The sequence below is a fragment of the Bradyrhizobium sp. 61 genome (assembly GCF_023073075.1).
GTDB lineage: Bacteria > Pseudomonadota > Alphaproteobacteria > Rhizobiales > Xanthobacteraceae > Bradyrhizobium > Bradyrhizobium barranii.
In genome coordinates, this window is record NZ_JADPIU010000011.1 from 142,307 (window position 1) to 164,262 (window position 21,956).

The window sequence follows — 21,956 nt, forward strand, 5'->3', positions numbered from 1 at the left end:
AGATGCCAATGCAGGCTTTCGATGTCATCGTCATTGGCAGCGGTGCCGCCGGGCTGACTGCCGCCTGGCACGCGCGAGCCGAGGGCGCCAGCGTCCTCGTCGTCAACAAAGGTATGGCAGGGCGGACCGGCGCAACCATTACAACCGGGGGCGGTATCTCCATCGCCGGACAGACGCTCCGCGCGCTCGGATTGCCGGGCGATCCCGACGACAGCGAGGAAGACTTTCTGGTCGATACGCTGCGAGCCGGTCAGTTTCTCGGCGACCAATCGCTGGTGCAATCCATGGTCACCGGCATCGGTGCTGAGATCGCGCGTCTCGTGGCGCTGAAGACGCCAATGCGGTTCATGAAGCGCGCGCCCGGCCACAGTTCCGGCCGCGGCGTGCATATTTCGGGACCCGACATTCAACGCATACAGCTGCAGGCCGCGGTCGGCGCCGGCGTCCGCTTCCTCGAGAACTTCCAGTCGAGCGGGCTGCTCCAGGACCGGGAGGGTCGCGTCGTCGGCGTTACCGGGCTTGATCGCACGACGGGCGAGGTCAAATCCTCTGCTGCCAACGCCATCGTCCTCGCAACCGGCGGAACGACATCCAACTGGTCGCTGCGGACCGCGCCCGAGGAACTGACCGGCGACGGCCACGCCATGGCTCTTCAGGCCGGCGCGGAATTGATCGAGATGGAGATGTTGCAGTTTCTGCCCTGCTGTCTCGTCGCACCGGAGATGTGGCGCGGCCTCCAGTTCCCCTGGATTCTCGGTCCGCAGAGCGGCATCAGGGCCTGGCTTCTCAACAAGTACGGCGAGCGCTTCATGGCGCGCTGGGATCCGGAGCGGATGGAGCTATCGACCCGCGACATGGTTGCCTTTGCCAGCGCCAATGAGGTGGTCGAAGGTCGCGGCAGCCCAAATGGCGGCGTCTATCTCTCCTGGGCTCACCTGCCGCGCGACATCCTCGACAACTACTTCCGCATCTCGTCCAGCGTGTCGGCCGACTGGCGCTGGGAAGGCTTCGACATGACGCCGCTGGTCGAGCGCATCCGCGCCGGTCACGCCATCGAGGTCGCGCCCGCCGCGCATTTCTCAATCGGTGGCATCAGGATCAATGATGCGGGCGAAACCGGCGTCCCGGGGCTCTTTGTTGGCGGCGAGACCGCCGGTGGCCTGCACGGCGGCAACCGGCTCTCGGGCAATGCGGGCGCCCAGGTTCTGGTCCAAGGCAAAAACGCCGGCATCGCCGCCGCGCGCTTCGCGCAGCAGAACGCCACGCACGCGCAACCCGGCAACGATGCCGAACTGAAGGATCGCATCCTGGCGCCCCTCACCCGGCGAGACGGCGCGGCTCCCTCGGAGACAAAGCAGCGCCTGACGCGGCTTGCCGAACGATCCTTGTCGCCGGTGCGCGAGGCCGTGTCGATCAAGGCCGGACTGGACGAGCTCGCCGACATCGTCGCCAATGACATTCCACATCTCTCGACCAGGCAATCCGAGCGGCCATGGAACAGGGACTGGACCGACGCACTGGAGTGCCAGGCGGCGGTCCATGTGCTCCACGCAGCGCTGATATCGGCCGAGGCACGCACCAGCTCGCTCGGCGCGCACCGGCGGCGGGATCAACCCACCACATCCGACGCTCCGCTGTCGCATGGTCTGGTTCGCCGCGCACCAGATCTGGTCCAACATCGTTTCGAGCCAGTCGCATTTTCTCTCGTGAGCCCCGCCGCATGACGACGATCCATCTGCGGCGAGCCGGCGACGCCCCAGATGACTGGGAGAACATCGATCTGCCCTCTCCGGCGGACGCCGGCCTTGCGGCCACAAGCTGGAGCGAGGTCTCAGCCAGCGCGGCGCTGGCCTGGATTCAGCGCAAGACCGATCCGTCACTGGCTTTCCTGCTATCCTGTCGGCGCGGCCTGTGCGACGTCTGCGCCGTGCGCATCGACGGCAAGGTCGTCACCGCCTGCACGACGCCTGTTCGCCACGGCATGCGAATCGAGCCGACCAAGGACAAGCTTGCCCTCGCCGGCACGATTATCGATATCAGCCTCGTGCGGCGCGCTCGCATTTAGTGGAGATACATCTGTGTCCGCTACAATTCTCGCCAGACAAGCTTCCCTTCCGCTCAGGCAAAGCGCTATCTTAGCTAAGTGCCAGGATAATTCATGAGCTCTCATTATAAGGTTGCGTCTGGCCGGGCTGCTTTGGCTGCGGAAGTCGTAGGTCACGGCGCGCCCGTTGTATTTCTGCACGCGGGCGTCTGCGATCGCCGCATGTGGCGCTCGCAACTGGATGGCGTTGGCGCAAGCAACACCGCGATTGCCTACGATCGGCGAGGCTTTGGCGAGACCCGTGCGGAGAGCGAGGATTATTCTGCGGTCGCCGACTTGTCGGCAGTGATTGACACCGTCGCCAATGGAGCGCCCGCGGTCCTTGTTGGATGCTCGCAAGGCGGTCGTATTGCGCTCGACACGGCGCTCGCGCATCCATCCCGTGTGCGCGCCCTCTTTCTGATCGCGCCTTCCTTAGCTGGTGCGCCCGAGCCGAATTATCCACCCGAAATCGACGCCCTGATGGCGCGGTTGAGGGATGCTGAGAGGGACGGCGATCTGGATCGCGCGAATGCAATCAAGGCGCACCTGTGGCTGGACGGCCCGCTCCAGCCCGAGGGACGCGTCGCAGGCCATGCGCGCGAGTTGTTCCTCGACATGAACGGCATCGCGCTTCGATCCCCTCCTGCTGGATCCAACCTCGATGTCGCGCCCGCCGTTGATCGTCTCGGCGAGATATCGGCTCCATCGTTGGTGATCTGGGGTGACCTCGACTTTCTTCACATCCAGGAGCGAAGCCGTCATATGACAGCGAAGATGCCGAACGCGTCTGGCTACATGTTGCCAGGCGCTGCCCATCTACCGAGCCTCGAACGACCGGGAGATGTCACGGATCTGCTCGTGGAGTTCGTTAAAAGCAAACGATGAACGAGGATAGCCGGCGGTCGCGGTCTCCACATTTCAGGTTTGCCGTTGGCGTGCTGATACTCGCGATCAGCCCCAAAGCGTGTCATTTCGGTCCCCGACAGCACTTTTGCGCCCAGATTTGCGCCGCGAGGGATCTCCAATCGTGAGATTATCCTTCAAAACGGTAGACGTCTTCACAGGCACTCGCTTCCAGGGAAATCCACTTGCCGTCGTACTCGACGCCGACGCTCTCTCTACGGTTCAGATGCAGGCGATTGCACGCGAATTCAACTACTCGGAGACTGCTTTCGTTTGCGCTCCGCGAGATCCGCTCAATACCGCCGAGGTCAGGATATTCACCCCCACCGTGGAAGTGCCGTTCGCCGGGCACCCTAATATCGGCACAGCCTTTGTGCTGTCTTCCATGGCTCAATACTCTAACGCCGGCGTACTGCGTTTTGAGGAACGCGCGGGTCTCGTAGCCGTCCATATTGCTCGCAGCCAAGGCGGCATTATCCGCACGGAGCTTATCGCTCCGCAAGCGCTCTCGGTGGCGACGACGTTTCCTCCCGAAGCCATAGCCGATTGCCTTGGGCTTGACTGGACCGATATCAGCGTCAAGCACCATGCTCCGATTATCGCTTCCGTCGGACTTCCCTTCCTGATCGCCGAGATCGTGTCCCGCAAGGCGCTCGCCCGTGCTTCACCGCGAGCTGCTGAATTTGCCAAATACCTCCCGAGGAACGGCGCGGACGCAATCTACATCTATACCCACGACGTCGCGGCTGGAGATGGGGAGCACATCGATCTGTCGGCTCGGATGTTCGCCCCGTGGGACGGCCTCCCGGAGGACCCGGCAACGGGTAGTGCAACCGGCGCCGCAGTCGCTTTAGCCTACAGGACGGGCGCTGCACTTCCTCGAGTCGGTCCGGTGCGCGTTGCGCAAGGCGTTGATATGGGGAGGCCATGCCTGCTGGAAGCTTCAATTATAACCCAGGCCGATCAAACCCTCATCGCTCGCGTTGGGGGCACCTGCGTGGACGTCATGGAAGGAACAATACAGCTCTAGCGATCGGATTCGCAGCAGAGAGCGGGCGGCAGTTCAATCCACCTGGCCCTCAACGATGACCAGATTTCCGACTGAGCTGCGCAACCGAAGCCCAATGATCTTTTGGTAGTCTGGCGAATTGTACCACCCTTCCGCGGCTTCGCGCGACGGGAATTCGATGATGACGAGTCGCGCGTGCGGCCATTCTCCCTCCAGCAATTTGAGACTGCCGCCACGCACGACGAACTTGCCGCCGAAAGCCTGAAGCGTGGCTGGTACCGCCCTTCGATATTCAGAAAACGCGACTTCATCTTTCAGAGTCTCGGCTGCGACAACGAAGGCCTTCATGATCTCCTCCCCGCTCTGTTAGGCGCGATCGGCACCTGGCGTTACAGGATACGAATTCCTGTTGGTGTGACCAGCGTGTTTGGCGCGGAAGAGTGCTGCCGCCAAATCAATCCCGCCAATCGTCATGCGTCGCCTCTTCTTATCTCTCGACGCACACCAAAAGGCATATTCCTTCTATCGACTTTTTTCCGCAGCATCCCTAGCCTTCGAGCGCTTTCCAACAGAGCCTGAGGCTCAGTCACCGCGCTGCGGAGGTGTGTGCATGAGCGCCAATTCGATCTGGTACACGCGTTGCCCGGTGCCCTCGCCGCTCGGGCTCGCCGCACGTTTCGGCTGGCTCGACGAGGCGTTCGGCCGATACGGCATCGACGTGCAGTCGATCGGGGACTCCCGCGATCCTCTGGTTCGCGAGAGCCATTTCAATCACACGCTGCGCTGGTCGTTCCGGCAGGGCGGCAACATCCCGGCGATCCGTGCCCGTTCCGACGGTCGCGAGACGAGACTGATCGGGTTGACCTGGGTCGACGAGTATCAAGCCATCATCACTCTGCCCGGATCCCGGCTTCGGAGCATCGACGACCTGCCCGGACGCCGCATCGGCATCCCGCGACGCGCTGGAAACATTGTCGATTTCCATCGGGCCACCGCACTCAAGGGCGTCGTCTCCGCGCTGTCGTTGATCGGGAGATCAATCGAAGCGGCCACGCTCGTCGATGTCGCGATCGAGGAATCGATCATCACGCACAAGGGCGACCCGGGCCTGCACGGGCTGGCACGGCGGCACCCCTACTGGCATGAGATAGCTGCCCTTGCCCGCGGCGACGTCGATGCGATTTTCGTCAAGGGTGCCGAGGGCGTCACCATCTCCAACCTTCTTAGCGCGGCCGTCGTCGTCGAGACCGGCCATCATCCCGACCCGAAGGTCCGCATCAATAATGGCACGCCGCGCACGCTCACCGTCGACGCCTCGTTCATCGAGGAGCGCCCGGATCTCGCCGTCGAGCTGGTGACACAGGTGCATCGCGCATCCGACTGGGCGCATCAGCATCCCGCCGAGACGTTGCGCTTCGTGGCCCAGGAGGTCCTGACCAGCGAGGAGGCCGCCGCGTCCGCATACGGCGACGCCCACCTGAAGCTTGGCCTCGGCCTGCCGCCGGAGCAGGTCGCCGCTATCGACCATTTCAAGGATTTCTTGTTGAGCTTCGGCTTTCTGGAGAAGGATTTCGACGTGAATGCATGGGTCGACCGTCGCCCGCTCGAGGGCGTGTTCAAGGCAGCAGCCGAATGATCAGCTCTGTTGAACCCACCACGCAACGACCGACCGATGCGGCAGACGGGAACGGCACGACACAGGTCGATCAAGGGTGGGGCGCCGGACCCAGCGCGCGTCACGAAGAGCTCGCCGCGCGCTTCCGGCCGCTGTTCCTGAAGATCAGGGCCACGGCAGTCGCGCGCGACAACGAGCACCACCTCCCCGTCGACGAAATCAGGTGGCTCAAGGACGCCGGATTTTCCAGGCTTCGCCTCCCGGTCGAACACGGCGGCCTCGGGGTGACGCTGCCGGAGTTCTACGCACTGCTGATCGAGCTGTCCGAAGCCGACCCCAACATCACCAACGCATTCCGCTCCCATTTCGGCTTCACCGAGGATATCCTCAACGCGCCCGCATCGCCCAAACGCACTCTGTGGCTCGAGCGCATCGCAAACAACGAGACGATTGGAAGCGGTTTTTCGGAAACCGGCGACGCCAAGGCCTCCGCAGCCTCGACCCGGTTGAGCCGGAACGGCGACCATTGGCTGCTGAACGGCGCGAAGTACTACACCAGCGGCTCGCTCTATGCCGACTGGATCAATCTCGGCGCGACCGATGACGACGGCAAGCCGATCGGCGCGCTGGTTCCGACCCGCGCCGAGGGCGTACAGATTCTCGATGATTGGGACGGATTTGGACAGACGCTGAGCGCCAGCGGCACGGCGCTCTTCAAGAATGTCGTGATTTCAGACGATCTTCTCAATCCGGCGCAGGTGCGCTTTCGTTACACCAACGGCTTCTTCCAGACCGTGCATCTGGCCACTCTCGCCGGCATTGGACGAGCAGCCGCCAACGATCTCTCTCGCCTGGTCGCCGAGCGTCGCCGCATCTACAGCAATGGCAACGCAGCCCGGGTGGCGGAAGACCCTCAAGTGCTCCAGGTCGTCGGCAAGGTGCGCGCGGCAGCCTATGGCGCCGGTGCGATCGCACTGAAAACGGCCGAGGCATTGCAGCGTGTCCATGCCGCTCATCTGGCGGGCGACGCAGACAGCGCGGATCGCGCAAATGTTGCTGCCGACATCGAGGTGAGCCAGGCCGTGACCGTGATTACCGATCTTGTCCTCGGTGCCACCACGATCCTGTTCGATGCCCTTGGCGCCTCTGCGGCAAAGCGAAGCGTGGGGCTCGACCGTCACTGGCGCAATGCGCGAACGATCGCCTCGCACAATCCGCGGATCTATCGCGAGCGCGCGGTTGGCGACTTTTCGGTCAATGGAACAAAGCCCGAGGTACTGCATCGCGCAGGATTGCCCGATAGCCCGGCCGCGATCCGCACGTCGCAAGCCTGACCTGTACCTTCTGAGGGCTGCCCCATGCGTCGCCTGCTCGTTGCCCTCATGGCGCTGCTCGTGGGCGTCGCGCCATCGACCGCGACCTCTCCGGTTCGCGGCGGCACCCTGAACTATCTGCTCGCCGTCCAGCCAGCGATGCTCGTCGCCTTCACGACCGACGGCGTGCGGCAGATCAGCCCGAAGATCACCGAAGGCCTGCTCACCTACGATTTCGATCTGACACCACGACCAAGCCTCGCGACAGCCTGGCGCGTCAGTGAGGACGGGCTGACCTATGTCTTCACACTGCGCTCTGGCGTAAACTGGCACGACGGCAAGCCTTTCACAGCGGCGGACGCTGCCTTCTCCATTCTTCTACTGAAGGAGGTCCATCCGCGCGGCCGCATCACGTTTGCAAATGTCGCAAGCACGGATACGCCCGACGATCAGACCTTGATCCTGCATCTCAGCAAGCCGGCGCCCTACCTCCTCAACGCGCTCGACGCGCAGGAATCTCCGATCGTCCCCAAGCACATCTACGGAAGCGGCAAGGCTGATACGAATCCCCGCAACAACGCCCCTATCGGGACCGGACCGTTTCGATTCGTCGAGCTGGTGCATGGCAGTCACTTGATACTCGAGGGTAACCCCAACTATTGGGATCCGGGCAAGCCCTATCTCGACCGGATCGTGTATCGATTCGTCAACGATGCGGCCGCGCGCTCGGTAGCGCTCGAGACCGGCGAGGTCGACCTTGCCGATGGGATCATCATTCCGCTCAGCGAGATCGAACGAATTTCGGCGCTACCGCACATCACTATTGAGCGCAAAGGAACGATCTTCAATTCCGGCGTCAAGCGGCTTGAATTCAATCTCGACAATCCGATCCTGTCTGATTTGCACGTGCGCCAGGCGATCGCACATGCGATCGACAAGAAATTCATTCGGGACGTGGTGTGGTACGGCCATGGCCAGATCGTGTCCGGGCCGATCAGCCCGGATCTCGCGCCCTTCTACGTCAAGGATCTGCCGAGCTACCCGTTCGACCTGACCAAGGCCAATGAGTTACTCGACGTCGCCGGCTACAAGAGGGACGCCAGCGGTGTCCGGTTCAGGCTACCCCATGATTTTCGTCCGTCGTCCGACGGCGACAAGCGTACCGCCGAATACGTCAAGCAGGCGCTGGCCAAGATCGGGATCGATATCACGGTTCGCTCCCAGGATTTTCCAAGCTATGTCAGGCGCGTTTACACCGACCGCGATTTCGCCTTCACGACCAACTCGATGACCAACACGTTCGACCCGACCGTCGGCGTGCAGCGGCTCTACTGGTCGAAGAACTTCAAGCCCGGCGTGCCGTTCTCCAACGGTTCGCACTATCGCAACGACGAGGTGGATCGATTGCTGGAAGCCGCCGCCGTCGAGAACGACACCGCGACGCGGAAGGAACTGCTGGCGAAATTCGAGGCCATTGTCGTGCGCGAACTGCCGGATCTGAACCTCATCTCGGACGACAACTTCTCGATTCTGAACAAGCGCGTCGTGGATGCCGTGGTCGACGCGAGTGGGATTTCGGGTAACTTCTCCAGCGTCTATCTGGTGGGCCACACAAAGTAGATTTCCCGCAACGGCTGCTTCAAATAGGAGCCGTCAGGCCGCTTTGGCCTGCAGGTAGCGCACCCGCGGGATGACATGCTCGGCGAAGTGTCGCATGTTCTGGTCGACGGGCTGGAATTGCAGCATGAAGAGCTCGACGCCGATGGCATTGAACTCGATGATCCGACGGGCGACCGTATCGTAGCTTCCGACCAGGCGCGCCGACGTGCCACCGTTGGTCCCGACCCTTGCCTCCTTTGCCGCGGTCTTGAACATCTGCGCTTCCGGATCGGCGTTGGCAACGACCCGCGCCCGCGTCGGCTTGTCCTGCTCCGAGATCGCGAACAAATCGGTCAGTTCGGCCTGCGCTTCCTCGTCCGTCTCACGCGCCACGACAAAGGCCGCCAGCCCGAAACGTATCGGCGCGGCGCGCCGCGGCCTCCGCGCCACGTCCTGGATCAGCGCGCGGATATCGTCGAGCGGTTGTCCGTTCATGAAATAGACGTCGGCAAAATCCGCGGCCAGCGCACGCGCCGCCTCGGACTCGCCGCCGAGATAGATGGTTGGCCGGGTCCGGTGTCTATCGCTGGGGCGCAGCTGGTAGGATGCGACATTGAAATGACTGCCTTTGAAATCCACGCGGCGGCCTGATGTCAGCCCATCCACGATCTCGATCCATTCGCGGCCATACGCGTAGCGGTCGTCGTGCTCGGGGAAGCCTATGCCGGCACGCTCCAGCTCCGGGCGGTACCACGCATTGACAAGGTTGATCCCGAAGCGACCACCGCTGATGTCCTCGATCTGCAAGGCCATCTTCGCGAGCACCACCGGGTGCTGCAACAGCGGCTTGATTGCCGCGATCAGCTCGATCCGGTTTGTTATGGATGCGAGAGCCGCAGCGCCCGTCCAGGTCTCCAGCAGGTCCTGATCGTCTCCGCTTGGATGGATGATGTGCTGGGCCAGTAGCGTCGAGTCATAGCCCAGCGACTCCGCTTCGAGGATCTGACGGCGGACGCGTTCCCATGAGGCGTCCGGCGGATCCTTTGGATGATGGCGCGATGCCCAGCTGCCATGCGTGAGAGCCCACACATCAAATCGCAGGGGTAGTGCCATCTGATTCAATCCTCGCGCCGATAGCTACAGCACTGGCCAAGGGCCGGGCCTCGACCAGATCGAGCCCCCCGCAAGCCCTCAAAACGCGGGAATCTGGCCGGGCAGCTTGTCCTTGATGAGTTGGCGGATTATGTCGTTCTGATAGGCGCGCACCAGCTTGGGTACCCAGGCGGCATCCTTGTCGCGCTCACGGACTGCGATGAAATTACTGTAGGGATTGTTGACGGGGGATTCCATCGCGATGGAATCCTTAACCGGGATCAGTCCGGCCGGAACAGCGTAGTTGGTGTTGATCACAGCGGCGTCGACGTCGTCGAGGCTGCGCGGAAGCTGAGCCGCATCGATCTCGCGGAGCTTCAACTTCTTCGGGTTGTCGACGACGTCGAGAGCGGTAGGCAACAGAGCCACGCCCTCTTTGACCTTGATTAGCTTCTCGTTTTGCAGCAACAGCAGCGCACGTCCGCCGTTGGAAGGATCGTTGGGAATGCCGATCGAAGCGCCGTCCTTGATCTCGGCGACGGACTTCGCCTTCCTGGAATAGAACCCAATAGGGGCGATGATGGTCTCGCCGACCGGGATGATCTTGTAGCCCCTCGTCTTGATCTGGTTGTCGAGGAAAGGCTTGTGCTGGAAAGCATTTGCGTCGAGATCGCCGGCGTCAAGCGCGGCATTGGGAAGAAGATAGTCGTTGAAGACCACCACCTGGATGTCGAGACCATCTTTGGCAGCGATCTCCTTGACTTTCGCCCAGATGATCTCGGCGTCACCGCCGGAGATTCCGACCTTGAGTTTCTGATCGGCGAAGGCCGGCGTGGCGAGAAGCGCTAATGCGGCGAAGAGCGAGAGCAGACGATGTTTCATTTTTGTGCGTTCTTGCAAGCTTGGAAAGGAGACGATCGGATAATGAGAAGAACTCCCGACATACGCAATGAAACGCTAAACCAAACTTTGCTGCGACCGTGAAAGGATCGTCTTCAGCACGAGTTCACGCAGCAAGGTCTCATCAATTGCGGTCAAGGAAACTCTGCACTTCGCGAAACAGGACATCGCGCCCTGTCTCCAGTTCGACGAAGTGCGTGGCGCGCGGGATTTCGATCAAGTGGCGCACGGGCGCATTGCGGAGAAGTCCGAACAGAGCCTGAGATTGGCTGAGCGGCGTCAATTCGTCCCATTCACCACGAATGATCAGCGTTGGCGCGGAGATCTTGCCGGGATCGTAGATCGCCTTGTTAACACTCCAATACGCCGCACCGTCAGCCAGGACGCCTGTCGGCGAGCGGAAGCGTGGGGGATTGTGCGCTTTCGCGTCGGATTGATTCGCCAGAACAGCCTGCTCCCAGATCTTCTTCCACGCCGGTGGGAATATCTCCTCCGCCCGTCCATCCGGCACGCCGGTCTGGAGGCGTTTGAGCGAAGCGTCGATCGTCCATTCCTGCCAGGCTGCTTCCGGGGCCTTGCTGGCGCCTGAAGAGAGCCACGGCGGCGCGAGCAGGACCAGGCCGGCTACATGGTCCGGATGGTCGGCGGCATAGCTCCCGGTGATCAGCGTGCCCCAGGACCAACCGATCAACTGGACTTTTGCGATGGCACGTTTTGCAAGAATGTATTTGACGGCGGCAGCGAGGTCCTCGACGGCGTCCCTGGTCGTGGCGAACGGCTTCGACTGATCCTTGGGAGGCGTCGAGCCGCCATATCCCCGCACGTCGACGAGCCAGACGTCATAGCCGTGCGAAGCGATATAATCGGCCCAGGATCCATTTCCGACGGCGAGATCGAACACCGTTTCCGAAGGCTGGGTCGATCCATGGATATAGAGCACGGTGCGCGAGGCGCTGAAGGTCTTCAGCCCCTCGGGGTGCTTGTTTCGCAGAAAGAGCTGAACGCCGGGCGTCTCGGACGCGATATGAAAGTCTTCGGTGGCGAGCTGAAGCGGCTCCTTCGCCCAAGCCGGCGGCGATGCAAGCGAGAGCGACGCGAGAAGTGACGACAGGAGCAAGTGCTTCATATGACTTCCCTCAGATTGCAGACGCCGATTTCGATCCCACCCTTGCAAGAAATCACAACCTTGCAAGAACATGTGCTCCGCGTATTTCGGCGCTCATGCCCGCGCCCGTCAATTCCAAATAGTTTGGTGCAATGAGAATGATTCAACTCCAGCGCATCTCGCATCGATCAAACCCGCGCGTATTCGGGATATACATCAAAGCAAGAAAACTTATCCGCGCGCACATTGAGGAAATAATTCCGTCGAACGCCTGATCTCCTTTGAAATGAACGTCTTATTTCTCTGCGCGGATTGACTCGATACCGGTGCGATGCCGATCTGCCGTTCGCATTCGCGCTTCACGCGACGCTACGGCAGTTCACTAAGGGGGCACCATGTCGGCATACATTCGCAACGGAAGGCCGGGACGACGCGATATTGTTCGCCTGGCGCTCGCAGCGGGAGCCCTCTCTCTGTCAACACGGCGTGGTTGGACACAGACCAGCGCGAAGCCGGACACCATCCGCATCGGTTATCTGACGGCGGCGCGAGCCTGGGTTGTCGGCAAGACCGACGGCAGCTTCGACAAGGCTCTCGGCGCCAAAATCGAATGGGTGCCCTTTCCGTCGGGAGGCCCCGCGCTATCCCTACTCGCCGCCAAGCAAATCGACTTTGCGATCTTTGGCAACACGCCGATCGTAGCCGGCCTTTCGCGAAAGCTGCCCATTCAGATTCTCGGCTCGCCCGAAATCGTTGCCACTAGCGAGCGACTGGTGACCAAGCCCGGCATCACGACGCTGAAGGATCTCGAAGGCAAGCGGATTGCCGTGGCGCCCTCCTCCACCATGGCCTTCGCGCTCGAGGCTGTGATCCGCATCAACAAGCTCGACGCCAGCAAGATCAAGCGCCTGCCTTTGAGCCAGCCGGATACGATCGCGGCCTGGAAGCGCGGCGATATCGATGCGACCTATATCAACGGACCCTTCTGGGCAGAGCTGTTGGCCGATGGCGGCCAGCAGTTGCTGGTGTCGGAGCAATTGCAGCCGTCCGGCGTCTTCGTCTGGAACAGCGCCGTGGTCAGAACAGAATTTGCCGAGAAGTATCCTGACACGGTCGTGACGTGGCTCCGGACGGTTCAGGCACAGTTCGATCGCTATCGTTCCGACCCGGAGGGGATCTCGCGCATTCTGGCGAAGGACTTCGGCGCACCGTTCGAGGCCGTCCGCGACACACTGGCCGGCCTCCGTTACCCTACCTTCCAGGAGCAGCTGGGCCCGAAATATTGGGGCGATGGGCCGGCCGCAGCGGAGGATGCTCCGCTTGTCAAAGCTCTCGGCGAAGCCGCCGCGTTCCTGGCCGAGGCCGGTGAAATCAAGCGCGACGACGTTCCGGCCTCGTTTGTTCCCGCGGTCAACTACGCTTTGCTTCGCCGCGCGTTCCCGTCTTGAGTGGCACCAGACGTTTCCTGATCGGCCTCTCTGCGGTCGCCGGCGTCACCCTGGTATGGGAAATAGCCGGTCGAACGCGTTTGGTCGAACCGTTGCTGCTGCCGCCGCCGTCGGAAATCTTGACGACGGCGTTCGACCTGATCCGGGATGGTTATCGCGGCACGCCGCTTTGGGCGCATCTCGCACTCAGCCTCGTGCGAGCTCTCGGCGCGTTTGCTGTCGCTACGCTGGTCGGTGTGCCGCTCGGGCTCGCCATGGGCGCTGCGCCGAGCTTCGGCGCCGCGGTCGACCCGTTTGTGCAATTCCTGCGCCCACTGCCCAAACTTGCCCTCATCCCGCTGGTGATCCTGTGGTTCGGCATCGGCGAGACGTCGAAGGTCCTGCTAATCTTCATCTCCGCCGTACTCAGTATCATCGTTGGCACTGTCGCCGCAGTTGGCGGCGTGCAAAGACAGCGGATCCGGGCCGGACGTGCTTTGGGCGCGCATGGCGCCACGCTGTTTCGTTACGTGATCCTCCCTCACATCCTGCCTGAGCTGTTCGTGACATTGCGGCTGTCCTTTGGAATCGGCTGGACGACATTGATCGCGGCGGAAATGATCGCCGCCGACGCCGGTATAGGCTGGATGGTCGTCAATGCTGGCGCTTACCTGCGCACCGACATTGTCATGCTCGGCATCGTCCTGCTGGGCGGCACGGGCTATGCGCTGGACCTTGCGCTGGTCGGCCTCCAGCGTTGGCTCGCCCCTTGGGCGGGACGCGCCTGAGATGGCTGACTCTCCGCTCATCGTACTCAAGGAAGTCGAGAAGCGCTTCGAGGATGCGCGCGCCCGTCGCACGACTGTTGCGCTAGACGGCTTTTCTCTCACCATTGCCGAAGGCGAATTCGTCTGCCTTCTGGGCCCCAGCGGCTGCGGCAAGTCGACTGTCCTGGACCTGCTTGCCGGCTTCGACCAGCCGACCCGCGGCGATGTCCGGATCGGCGGCAAGCCGGTTGGCCGCCCATCTCCGGACCGCGGTATCGTGTTCCAGGAAGCCACGCTGTTTCCCTGGTTATCGGTCTTCGACAACATCACCTTCGCACCCCGCCTGGCCGGGCGTTCTGCGACAGAGTACCGGGCTCAAGCACAGGAACTGATCGATGTCATGGGGCTGCGAGGCTTCGAGCACCATGCTGTCTACGAGCTCTCAGGCGGAATGCGTCAGCGCGTTGCCATTGCGCGGGCCTGGATCTCGCAGCCGCTGCTCCTGCTGATGGACGAACCCTTTGGCGCGCTGGATGCCCAGACCCGGCTTGCCATGCAGGAATTGCTGTTGGCCGCCCGAGAGAAGCGCCGCTCAACCGTATTGTTCGTCACGCACGACATCGAGGAAGCGCTGTTCCTGGCGGATCGCATTGCCATCATGAGCGGCCGACCCGGGCGGATCGTTCACGAGATCGACGTTCCGTTTCAATGGCCCCGAATCTATCAGGACATCGTCGCGACTTCATCCTTCGGAGAGTTGAAGCGATCGATCCTGGCGATGCTGCGCGAGCAAACGGTCTCCCCCCGCGAGAAGACCATTGCACAGGAGTCCAGTCCAACGACGTGACTTCTAGCGATCACCATTGCTGCACGACCAACTCATTCTTATTTCTCCGCCGATATTGACTGGCACGTGACGAAAATGGCTCGATTGCGTGTCAGTCGTGGAGCGGTCATGCAGTTTCAATCGGGTCCCCAGCGAGTACCGGACAAGACACCTCGACAGCGCGTCCAGGCTTCGAATGATCGCCCCTGGACCGCGGTCGAGAAGCACAAGCTTCGCGGACTTGTCGATCGGCAACAGCCGCTCCTCAAGATCGCTCGCACGCTCCGGCGACCGCTCGCTTCGGTCGTTGCGATGGCCTCCGGCCTCGGGCTGCCATTGAACCGCTGACCTCCGACATCATGCTTCCTGGGATAACGACAACATGTCCAAGACGACACGGCGCGACTTTCTGATCGGCACGTCCGCGGTTGCGGGTGCTGCGCTCACCGGCACAAAGGGATTGGCCGACACGCCCCAGCCATATGATCTCGTGATCCGTGGCGGCGACGTCATCGACCCCAGCCAGAAGCTGCGCGGCGTCCGCGACGTCGGCATTCGCTATGGACAGATCGCGGCAGTCGAGCCGTCGATCGATCCGTCGCTGGCCAAACGTTCCATCGACGCAAAGGGCAAGTTGGTCACCCCTGGCCTCGTCGACCTTCACACCCACATCTACGCCTATGGATCCGCGATCGGAATTCCACCCGACGAACTGGTGCCCTTCTCCGGCACGACGACGTATGTCAGCGCCGGCGACGCCGGCGCGAACAACTTCTCGGGCTTCAAGCGCCAGATCGTCAGCCAGTCGCGAAGCCGCGTCTTCGCCTTCGTTAACATCTCGGTGATCGGCCTGGCCGGCTTTCCTGTCGGTGAAAACGTCAACATCAAATACGCCGATGCGGACGCCACGGCCCGCACGATTGCCGAGAACCAGGACATCGTGCTGGGAGCCAAGGTCCGCGAAACTCTCGCGCTGGTCGGCGATAACGGCATCGAACCTCTAAAGCGCGCAATCGAGGCGGTCGAGCTGTCGGGCACCAAAGGCCGCGTGATGTGTCACATCGGCGATGCGCCCGGTGACCTCCAAGTGCTGGTGAACCAACTCCGCCCCGGCGATATTCTCACCCACCCCTATAGCAGTCTCGGCAACAATACGGTGCAGAACGGCAAGGTCCTGCCGGCTCTGCTCGAGGCAAAGAAGCGGGGCGTCATCATCGATGTCGGGCACGGCGCCGGGAGCTTCAATTTCGACATCGCGGAGGCCGCGATCCAGCAGGGCCTGACCTTCGATACGATTTCCAGCGATGTTCACGTCGTCGCCGCGAACACGCCGAGTCAGCCCTACCTGCCCTGGGTTCTCAGCAAGTTTCTCGCGCTGGGATTTTCGCTCGAGGATGTCATCGCTGCGGCAACGATCAAGCCAGCTGCGATTATCGGAAAAGTGCCGAAGCTCGGTACGTTGCAGGTCGGCGCTCCCGGCGACGTCTCAATTCTGGAACTCGTCGAAGGCCCCGTGCAGTTGCTCGACACCTCGAACAATCCCCGTACCGGCAAGGCTTACTTAAAGGCTGTGCAGACCATCCGCGAGGGCGTTCCGAATGGACGTCCGTACCAACTGCCGTTCACGGTGAACTAAGGGCGTGAGCAGGCGAGGCCTACGGGAAACACGTCCGCCTGGCATCCTTTCTGACAATTGAAAGGACAAGCACCATGAGCCACGAGAATTCATCACATCACGTTGTCATCAGGTCCATGGCGGAGGCGGATGTCTCTGACGTTCACAATATCCATACGAATTGCCTGCAAACATCGCTTGCAAATCACTATACTCGACAGCAGCTACAGGCGTGGCTCACAGGGCGCACACCGCAGGGCTACTGGCGCAGTCAACAGGCGGGCTCACCTTACTTGGTGGCGACGATCAACAATACGATAGTAGGTTACGCGAACTGGACGGACGACGAATTGATGTCGCTCTTTGTCCGGCCAGATTTCCAAAAAGCCAGAATTGGAACCAAGCTCTTCGAGGCATGCGACGAGCAGGCGGAACTATCTCATGTCAAGGCGACCCTGGGTGCAGTCGATTTCTATAGCCGGTTCGGTTTCAAGGTCGAGCGTGAAGGATATGATGTAAAGCGAGACGTCCGCATACCTCATATCTTCATGCGAAGGCCCAAGCCGTAGATCGCATCGCTACCCCCTCGCAAATTCTCTATCCGTCCCAAAGGTCGGGCAGATCCATCACTTCCGTGTCGCAATCGCGACCAAAAAGTCCGACGCCGATGGTCTACCCAGGCATCGAGACGAAATCGGCAATCTCCTGGAGCGCCTCCGTCGCCTCTGGAAACAACCCCAGAAAAGCGTGCCAGACGTGCGGCAGCTCCGGCCAGATGCTTAGATTGGTCCTCACACCGGCTTCATCGAGACGGACCGCGAATTTCCTGCTGTCGTAAGCGAGCGCTTCAATCGCACTCGCCTGTAACAATGTCGGCGGCAGCTTCGCCAGGAGTTCGCGTGGCGCGTTGACCGGCGAAATACGATAGTCAGCGGGATTGTCGTTCGGACGGAGATAGGTGGCCGTTGCGGCGGCCAAGGATTCCGCGGTCGCAATCTGGTCATCAATTCCAACACGTTCCGCCGGGGACAAATTATCCAGCGTGCCCGCGATCAGAACGAGGCGATCGGGGAGCCGCTCGCCCTTGGCCGCAAGTTCCAGACAGGTCGCCGCGGCCAGGTTTGCGCCCGCGGAATCGCCGACCAGGCTCAGATGCGTCGGCGTGCCCGAGTTACCTTTATCCCACTCGCGATCCGGGCCGTTCAACGCAGCCCAACGAACGGCACTGACACAATCTTCGAGCGCGGCAGGAAACCGGTGTTCGGGCGCCAATCGATAGTCGACGACCAGAACCGCGGCACCGCTAAGACGGGCAAGAGTCGCGGTCACGGCCCGGTAATCACGTGGAGAGCCGCCAACCCAGCCGCCTCCATGCGTGTAGACGATCCGATGCGCGGGATCGACATTTCTCGCGATCACCCACTCCGCAGCTACGCCCCCCGCGTTGACCGGTGCGACGGTGACGCCATCGAGGCTCGGGGCTTGACCTACATCGCCGTAGCGCGGCATCAAGGCGCGGATGACCGCCACGAACTGCTGGAGCGGGTCGGACACACCGCTCAAGTCTGCCGAAGCAGCCAGTCCAGCGAGATGCGAAAAAGCGCGGTCGAGTTCGATCCGGCGCACGCGCGTTGCAGCAATCTCGTCCATTAGAGCACCCATGGTTCTCGCGGAAGCACGTCAGCCTAGTCCACCGCACGGCTCCGGACACTGACCGAAAGATGCAGATGAGGGGGACCAAATCGGTCAATTTGACCGGTTGGACCAAGCCTTGTGCCCCCATCGCCAAATTGCGAGCGACGGCGATTGCCACTAAGATCGGCTTCGCAGCTCGATCGTTGCGAGGTTTCATGCGTAACTGGATGCCGCTTGACTGGATTACCCGGCACGTCGACGGCGTGGTCCGCCAAGGCTTGCCTTTCGAACAGATCATGGCGGCATCCCTGATTGGGCTGCGTCACGGCGACAATCGCGACCTCGTCGGCCCCGCCCAATATCTGCTGTTATGCATGAATACAGCACTGGGTATCGCTGATGCAGCTCATGGGCTGGCGCGCTTCCGCATCGATCCGGCCTATACCGCGCTCGGACTGCGCGTCGCGCTTGGCTGCACCACTCTGGAGGATGCGATCCTCGCAGTCGCACAGCTCTATCGCACCACGTCCCGGGCGGTTCACATCGAGCTCAAGACGACGCACGATGTCGCAGTCGTGAACGTCCGCGCCTCGTCCGCTCAAGAGACCGACGCAGTCCTGCTCGAGGACATCTATCTCAGCTGGATCTTCATGCATTGCATGTACTTTCTTGGTGTGGCGATGCCGGTCATCGCGGTATCGACGCGCGATCCCCTCCACTTCAATCTGGGCCGCAGACATTTTGCCATTGATGCTCCCGTGCACTACGGCGCGGTCACGGGGATGCAGTTCTCTCGCTCATTGCTGGGACGCCGAGGCCTCAACCGAGCCGGCGCCAATCCGCATTGGGAATGCTTTCGCTTGTGGCTGGATTTCATCGAGCAAGGAGGTGGCTCGCGGACCGGGCCCGAAAACCTGCCCGATGCCGGACGGCTGCGCATGAAAGACGTGGCCGAGCGTTTTGGCGTCAGTACTTCGACGATGCGGCGTCGATTGTCTAGCGATGGTGGATTTCGTCAAGCGCGCGGGCGCAAGCTCGTGACAGCTGCCATCGACCGGCTCCAAAGCAGCGACGACAGTGTGGAATCGATCGCCGCGGAGCTTGGTTATTCCGACGCCCGAAGCTTGCGTCGTTTTCTGAAAGCGACAACGGGCGCAACGCCGCAGCAGTTACGTATTGCAGGCTCTTCTCCGCAACCCGACGACAGTGAGGTGCGCTTGCGCTTGCAGGCAATCGGCGCGGCGATGGCCCAGGCCTGAGCGCCGAGCCGGATCGAGCTTACCTTGAGCGAGCGTCTTAGGGCGCGATCGTCACGATGTGATCGCGAATGGCGGCGCGCCGCGGAATCAGGTTCTGCGATAGCAGCCAATCGTTCAGGCTTTCGAGCGCTACGAGCTCTTTCTCCCCTACCGTCACCGGTTCGCTGATCTCGTAACGGGAAATCTGATCGGCCACGGCCGGACTGAGCTTGAGCTCCTGCACCCACAGTTTGGCGGCCTCTTCGCGATGATCGCGCGCCCAGCGAGCCGAGGCCTGAAGCTCGGTCAAAAGCTCACGCAACACCTCAGGATGGTCCTTGGCGAACTGAGTACGCACCGCATAGACCACGGCATTCTGCGAATCGAGATCCTTTGCCGTGATGAGCAGACGCGCATCCTGCTCGGCCAACGCGATGGTGTAGTAGATAATGGCGCGACGATACCGGGATGCACCGCGATGATGAACTTCATCCGCTGTGTGATCGGAATCAACGATGATCCAAGCACCCACGCATCGTGCTCACCGCCGCCGGTCGCCAACAGCGCACCGGTATAGCCGAGATGATCGACCGCGCGTGCGATCTGCGCCAGATAGCTGTAGTCGATCGTGCGGCGGCCCTTCGGGTGCCAGGGATAGGGGCCGTCCTGCGGGATCAGATACCAGTAAATTTCCATGATGCGTCTCCTGCTCAGGCCTCGCGTCGTCCGGTCGCAAGCGCCAGCGGCCGCGGATCGATCCAGCTTTCAACGTCGAAGTCCGCCGGGATAAAACCGTGGCGCAGCAGGAAGTCCTTTTGCGCGGCGAGGCTACGACGGCGAAGCGGCGAGAGATCGAGACCGAAATTGAAGTGCGCACGCGTGCCATAGGCCCCGCGCGCCTCGTCAGCCGTCCGACCGACCTCCTGGCCTATGATGTCGAAGACTGCATCGGGATTGTCCTTCGCCCACTCCGCCGCACGGATCAACACAGTGAGATAGCGCGCGACGATGTCGGGACGCAGCTCGGCCGTCCGACGATCAACCGTGACGGGTCGCGGATTGCCGTTGTTGATCCGGCGCGTCGGATCAGGATTGCTACCGATGTCCGTCAGCACGCGAAAGCCGTGCTGACGGGCAGAGCCAAGACCCGGCGCGCCCTTGGCATAGATCGCGTCAACTACGCCATCTTCCAGCGCCCTGGCCTCGAGCTCGTGGAAACGGCCGTTGCCGACGCTTGCACCCGCGAACGCCGGCTGCACGCTTTCAATGTCGCGCAAGGCCACATCATCTGTCGAAAGCCCGGCGAGTTCGAGCGCCGTGACGATGCCCCGCAGCGACATCGCACGCGCAAAGTCGACGCGCTCACCCGTTTGACGCGGAACACCGATGATGCGGCCGGCCAAATCGGAAAGCTGCTCGATCGGCGAGTCCTTGCGCACCAAGATCGCCTGAAATTCGTCGACCCATGTCAGCGCAACGACCACAGTGTCGCGCCCCGTCGATCGCGCCCAGATGGCCGGGATGTTGCCGCCCTCGCGGAACAGGCCCGGCAGCGTGTGGCTGAAATGCGAAATCTGGACTCTAGGATCCTCGGAATCGCGAATGGAATTCAAGCCGATTCCCGAATGGTCAAACTCCTCTGCGAGCCACCCGAGATCAAGTGCAATGCCTGATGCGGTCGGCACAGGACAACGCGTGTACCAAAGCGCATCAATCGGGAAGTTTCTTTCAACGTCTTCGATAGCGGACACTGCAACAACGCTCATACGACGATGCTCCTCGAAGATACATCGATACAGTAGACAATATGCGTTTGCAGAAATCGTGTTCGTTTGAAGTTGGAGATTGGTGAGCACGCATGCTCGCGATGATCGTCAACGATGCTGGAGAGCAATCAATGTCCAAAACGCTTCGTATCGGCGTGCACGCCAACAACCCGACACTGCTGGTCGCGAGCCGCACCGGCCACGTGGAGAAGAACGTTTCACCGTTTGGCCTCGCCGTGGAATGGCATCACATCGCGGCCGGCGCTCGCACCGTCGACCTGCTCGGCGCCAACATCATTCAGATCGGCGGCACTGGTTCGACACCGCCGATCACGGCACAGGCGAAGGGCGTTCCGCTGGTCTATCTCGCGAGCTCGGCGGCACGTCCGGTCGGCGGCATCTATGTCCGCACCGACGGCGCGATCCGCGCACTCGCCGACCTGAAAGGACGCAGCGTCGCGCTCGGTCTCGGTTCATGGCATCAGACCCTGCTCGCCACCGCGCTCGACCGGACCGGCCTGACTTGGCGTGATATCGTTCCGCTCGACCTCACGGAAACCGAAGCGCGCGCGGCACTTCTGGCCGGAGATATCGATGCTTGGGCATCAGGAGGCGGGCTATTCGATGGTGGTGCTCAATTCCGTCTGCTTGCCAACACCAGCGACCTCGTCACCAATCCGTCAGTCTTCTTTGCACGTCGCGATCTGGCCGCAGCGCGCCCCGATGTGGTGAGTGCTGTCGCAGGCGCGCTGCACGACGTCGATGGCTGGATCGCCGCCAATCCGGACGATGCTGCTCAGCATCTTGCCGCTGCGGCCAAGGGCCCGCTCAGCGTCTCGGAGTGGCGGAACCATATCGCAAAACGCCCATGGGGCTTGAAGATCATTGACGACGCCTTCATCGCCGACCAGCAGCGTGCCGCCGATCTGTTCGTCCGTTTCGGCCTCCTGCCCTGGGCGATCAATGTTCGCGACGCCGTGCTGGCGCAGAGGTTGACCATCGGCCATGCGGCTTAAGCGGCGCCTCACGACCGCGGAAGTCCTGCCGCCAGATAGCAGCA

General features: G+C 61.8%; 21 protein-coding genes. 14 read left to right on the forward strand and 7 right to left on the reverse strand.

From position 1 onward, the window contains the following. The first annotated feature begins 8 nt into the window (after positions 1 to 8). The 4 genes from IVB46_RS05580 to IVB46_RS05595 all read left to right on the forward strand — a co-directional run bounded on the left by IVB46_RS05580 (position 9) and on the right by IVB46_RS05595 (position 4,019). Entirely contained in the window at positions 9 to 1,724 is a 1,716-nt protein-coding gene (locus IVB46_RS05580) for an FAD-binding protein (protein ID WP_247342253.1), read from the forward strand. Further along, entirely contained in the window at positions 1,721 to 2,065 is a 345-nt protein-coding gene (locus IVB46_RS05585; RefSeq protein WP_247302947.1) for a 2Fe-2S iron-sulfur cluster-binding protein, read from the forward strand. Before IVB46_RS05580 ends, IVB46_RS05585 begins: the two co-directional genes overlap by 4 nt. A gap of 93 nt (positions 2,066 to 2,158) precedes the next feature. After that, entirely contained in the window at positions 2,159 to 2,971 is an 813-nt protein-coding gene (locus tag IVB46_RS05590) for an alpha/beta hydrolase (RefSeq protein WP_247302949.1), read from the forward strand. Between the two features lie 142 nt (positions 2,972 to 3,113). Next, positions 3,114 to 4,019 (forward strand): PhzF family phenazine biosynthesis protein, encoded by a 906-nt coding sequence (locus IVB46_RS05595; RefSeq protein WP_247302950.1) that lies wholly within the window; start codon positions 3,114 to 3,116, stop codon positions 4,017 to 4,019. Positions 4,020 to 4,052: 33 nt separating this feature from the next. Here the strand turns inward: IVB46_RS05595 and IVB46_RS05600 are convergent, their stop codons facing one another. Next, the gene (locus IVB46_RS05600) at positions 4,053 to 4,346 is read right to left on the reverse strand and encodes a DUF1330 domain-containing protein (RefSeq protein WP_247302952.1); all 294 of its coding nucleotides are present in this window, start codon (positions 4,344 to 4,346) and stop codon (positions 4,053 to 4,055) included. A 262-nt stretch (positions 4,347 to 4,608) separates the two neighbouring features. On the opposite strand from IVB46_RS05600, the gene IVB46_RS05605 reads away from it, so the two are divergent. From IVB46_RS05605 to IVB46_RS05615, 3 genes are read left to right on the forward strand one after another with little or no spacing between them, the layout of a single operon-like run. Then, positions 4,609 to 5,634, forward strand: a complete 1,026-nt coding sequence (locus IVB46_RS05605; protein ID WP_247302954.1) for an ABC transporter substrate-binding protein — start codon at positions 4,609 to 4,611, stop codon at positions 5,632 to 5,634. After that, a complete protein-coding gene (locus IVB46_RS05610; protein WP_247302957.1) occupies positions 5,631 to 6,947 on the forward strand; it encodes an acyl-CoA dehydrogenase family protein in 1,317 nt (438 codons plus the stop codon). The genes IVB46_RS05605 and IVB46_RS05610 overlap by 4 nt, the downstream gene beginning before the upstream one ends. A gap of 24 nt (positions 6,948 to 6,971) precedes the next feature. Next, the gene (locus IVB46_RS05615; protein ID WP_247302958.1) at positions 6,972 to 8,546 is read left to right on the forward strand and encodes an ABC transporter substrate-binding protein; all 1,575 of its coding nucleotides are present in this window, start codon (positions 6,972 to 6,974) and stop codon (positions 8,544 to 8,546) included. Between the two features lie 33 nt (positions 8,547 to 8,579). On the opposite strand, the gene IVB46_RS05620 is transcribed toward IVB46_RS05615, so the two are convergent. The 3 genes from IVB46_RS05620 to IVB46_RS05630 form a co-directional block, all read right to left on the reverse strand. Then, positions 8,580 to 9,638, reverse strand: coding sequence for an LLM class flavin-dependent oxidoreductase (locus IVB46_RS05620; RefSeq protein ID WP_247302960.1), 1,059 nt, complete (start codon positions 9,636 to 9,638; stop codon positions 8,580 to 8,582). A gap of 78 nt (positions 9,639 to 9,716) precedes the next feature. Beyond that, positions 9,717 to 10,499, reverse strand: a complete 783-nt coding sequence (locus IVB46_RS05625; protein WP_247302963.1) for a MetQ/NlpA family lipoprotein — start codon at positions 10,497 to 10,499, stop codon at positions 9,717 to 9,719. A 142-nt stretch (positions 10,500 to 10,641) separates the two neighbouring features. Then, positions 10,642 to 11,643 (reverse strand): alpha/beta hydrolase, encoded by a 1,002-nt coding sequence (locus tag IVB46_RS05630; RefSeq protein WP_247302965.1) that lies wholly within the window; start codon positions 11,641 to 11,643, stop codon positions 10,642 to 10,644. A 374-nt stretch (positions 11,644 to 12,017) separates the two neighbouring features. Between IVB46_RS05630 and IVB46_RS05635 the strand changes: the two genes are divergently transcribed. From IVB46_RS05635 to IVB46_RS05655, 5 genes are all read left to right on the forward strand, one after another. Continuing rightward, a complete protein-coding gene (locus IVB46_RS05635; RefSeq protein WP_247302967.1) occupies positions 12,018 to 13,070 on the forward strand; it encodes a glycine betaine ABC transporter substrate-binding protein in 1,053 nt (350 codons plus the stop codon). Next, entirely contained in the window at positions 13,067 to 13,837 is a 771-nt protein-coding gene (locus IVB46_RS05640) for an ABC transporter permease (protein ID WP_247302969.1), read from the forward strand. The genes IVB46_RS05635 and IVB46_RS05640 overlap by 4 nt, the downstream gene beginning before the upstream one ends. Before the next feature lies 1 nt (position 13,838). Next, positions 13,839 to 14,663: an ABC transporter ATP-binding protein gene (locus IVB46_RS05645; protein ID WP_247302971.1), complete on the forward strand. Its 825-nt coding sequence runs from the start codon at positions 13,839 to 13,841 to the stop codon at positions 14,661 to 14,663. A gap of 361 nt (positions 14,664 to 15,024) precedes the next feature. Continuing rightward, on the forward strand, positions 15,025 to 16,278 hold the full coding sequence (locus IVB46_RS05650; RefSeq protein WP_247302973.1) for an amidohydrolase/deacetylase family metallohydrolase: 1,254 nt from the start codon (positions 15,025 to 15,027) through the stop codon (positions 16,276 to 16,278). Positions 16,279 to 16,352: 74 nt separating this feature from the next. Beyond that, complete coding sequence (locus IVB46_RS05655) at positions 16,353 to 16,826, forward strand: GNAT family N-acetyltransferase (protein WP_247342256.1); 474 nt, start codon at positions 16,353 to 16,355, stop codon at positions 16,824 to 16,826. 103 nt (positions 16,827 to 16,929) lie between these two features. On the opposite strand, the gene IVB46_RS05660 is transcribed toward IVB46_RS05655, so the two are convergent. Further along, complete coding sequence (locus IVB46_RS05660) at positions 16,930 to 17,907, reverse strand: alpha/beta hydrolase (protein WP_247302978.1); 978 nt, start codon at positions 17,905 to 17,907, stop codon at positions 16,930 to 16,932. A gap of 200 nt (positions 17,908 to 18,107) precedes the next feature. Between IVB46_RS05660 and IVB46_RS05665 the strand changes: the two genes are divergently transcribed. Next, positions 18,108 to 19,151: a helix-turn-helix domain-containing protein gene (locus IVB46_RS05665; protein ID WP_247302980.1), complete on the forward strand. Its 1,044-nt coding sequence runs from the start codon at positions 18,108 to 18,110 to the stop codon at positions 19,149 to 19,151. Between the two features lie 37 nt (positions 19,152 to 19,188). On the opposite strand, the gene IVB46_RS05670 is transcribed toward IVB46_RS05665, so the two are convergent. Together IVB46_RS05670 and IVB46_RS05675 are read right to left on the reverse strand one after the other, a co-directional pair. After that, positions 19,189 to 19,662: a hypothetical protein gene (locus tag IVB46_RS05670; protein ID WP_247342259.1), complete on the reverse strand. Its 474-nt coding sequence runs from the start codon at positions 19,660 to 19,662 to the stop codon at positions 19,189 to 19,191. Positions 19,663 to 19,840: 178 nt separating this feature from the next. Then, positions 19,841 to 20,986, reverse strand: a complete 1,146-nt coding sequence (locus IVB46_RS05675) for an ABC transporter substrate-binding protein (RefSeq protein WP_247342261.1) — start codon at positions 20,984 to 20,986, stop codon at positions 19,841 to 19,843. A gap of 41 nt (positions 20,987 to 21,027) precedes the next feature. Between IVB46_RS05675 and IVB46_RS05680 the strand changes: the two genes are divergently transcribed. Continuing rightward, positions 21,028 to 21,912, forward strand: coding sequence for an aliphatic sulfonate ABC transporter substrate-binding protein (locus IVB46_RS05680; protein ID WP_247302988.1), 885 nt, complete (start codon positions 21,028 to 21,030; stop codon positions 21,910 to 21,912). Positions 21,913 to 21,956: the final 44 nt, after the last annotated feature.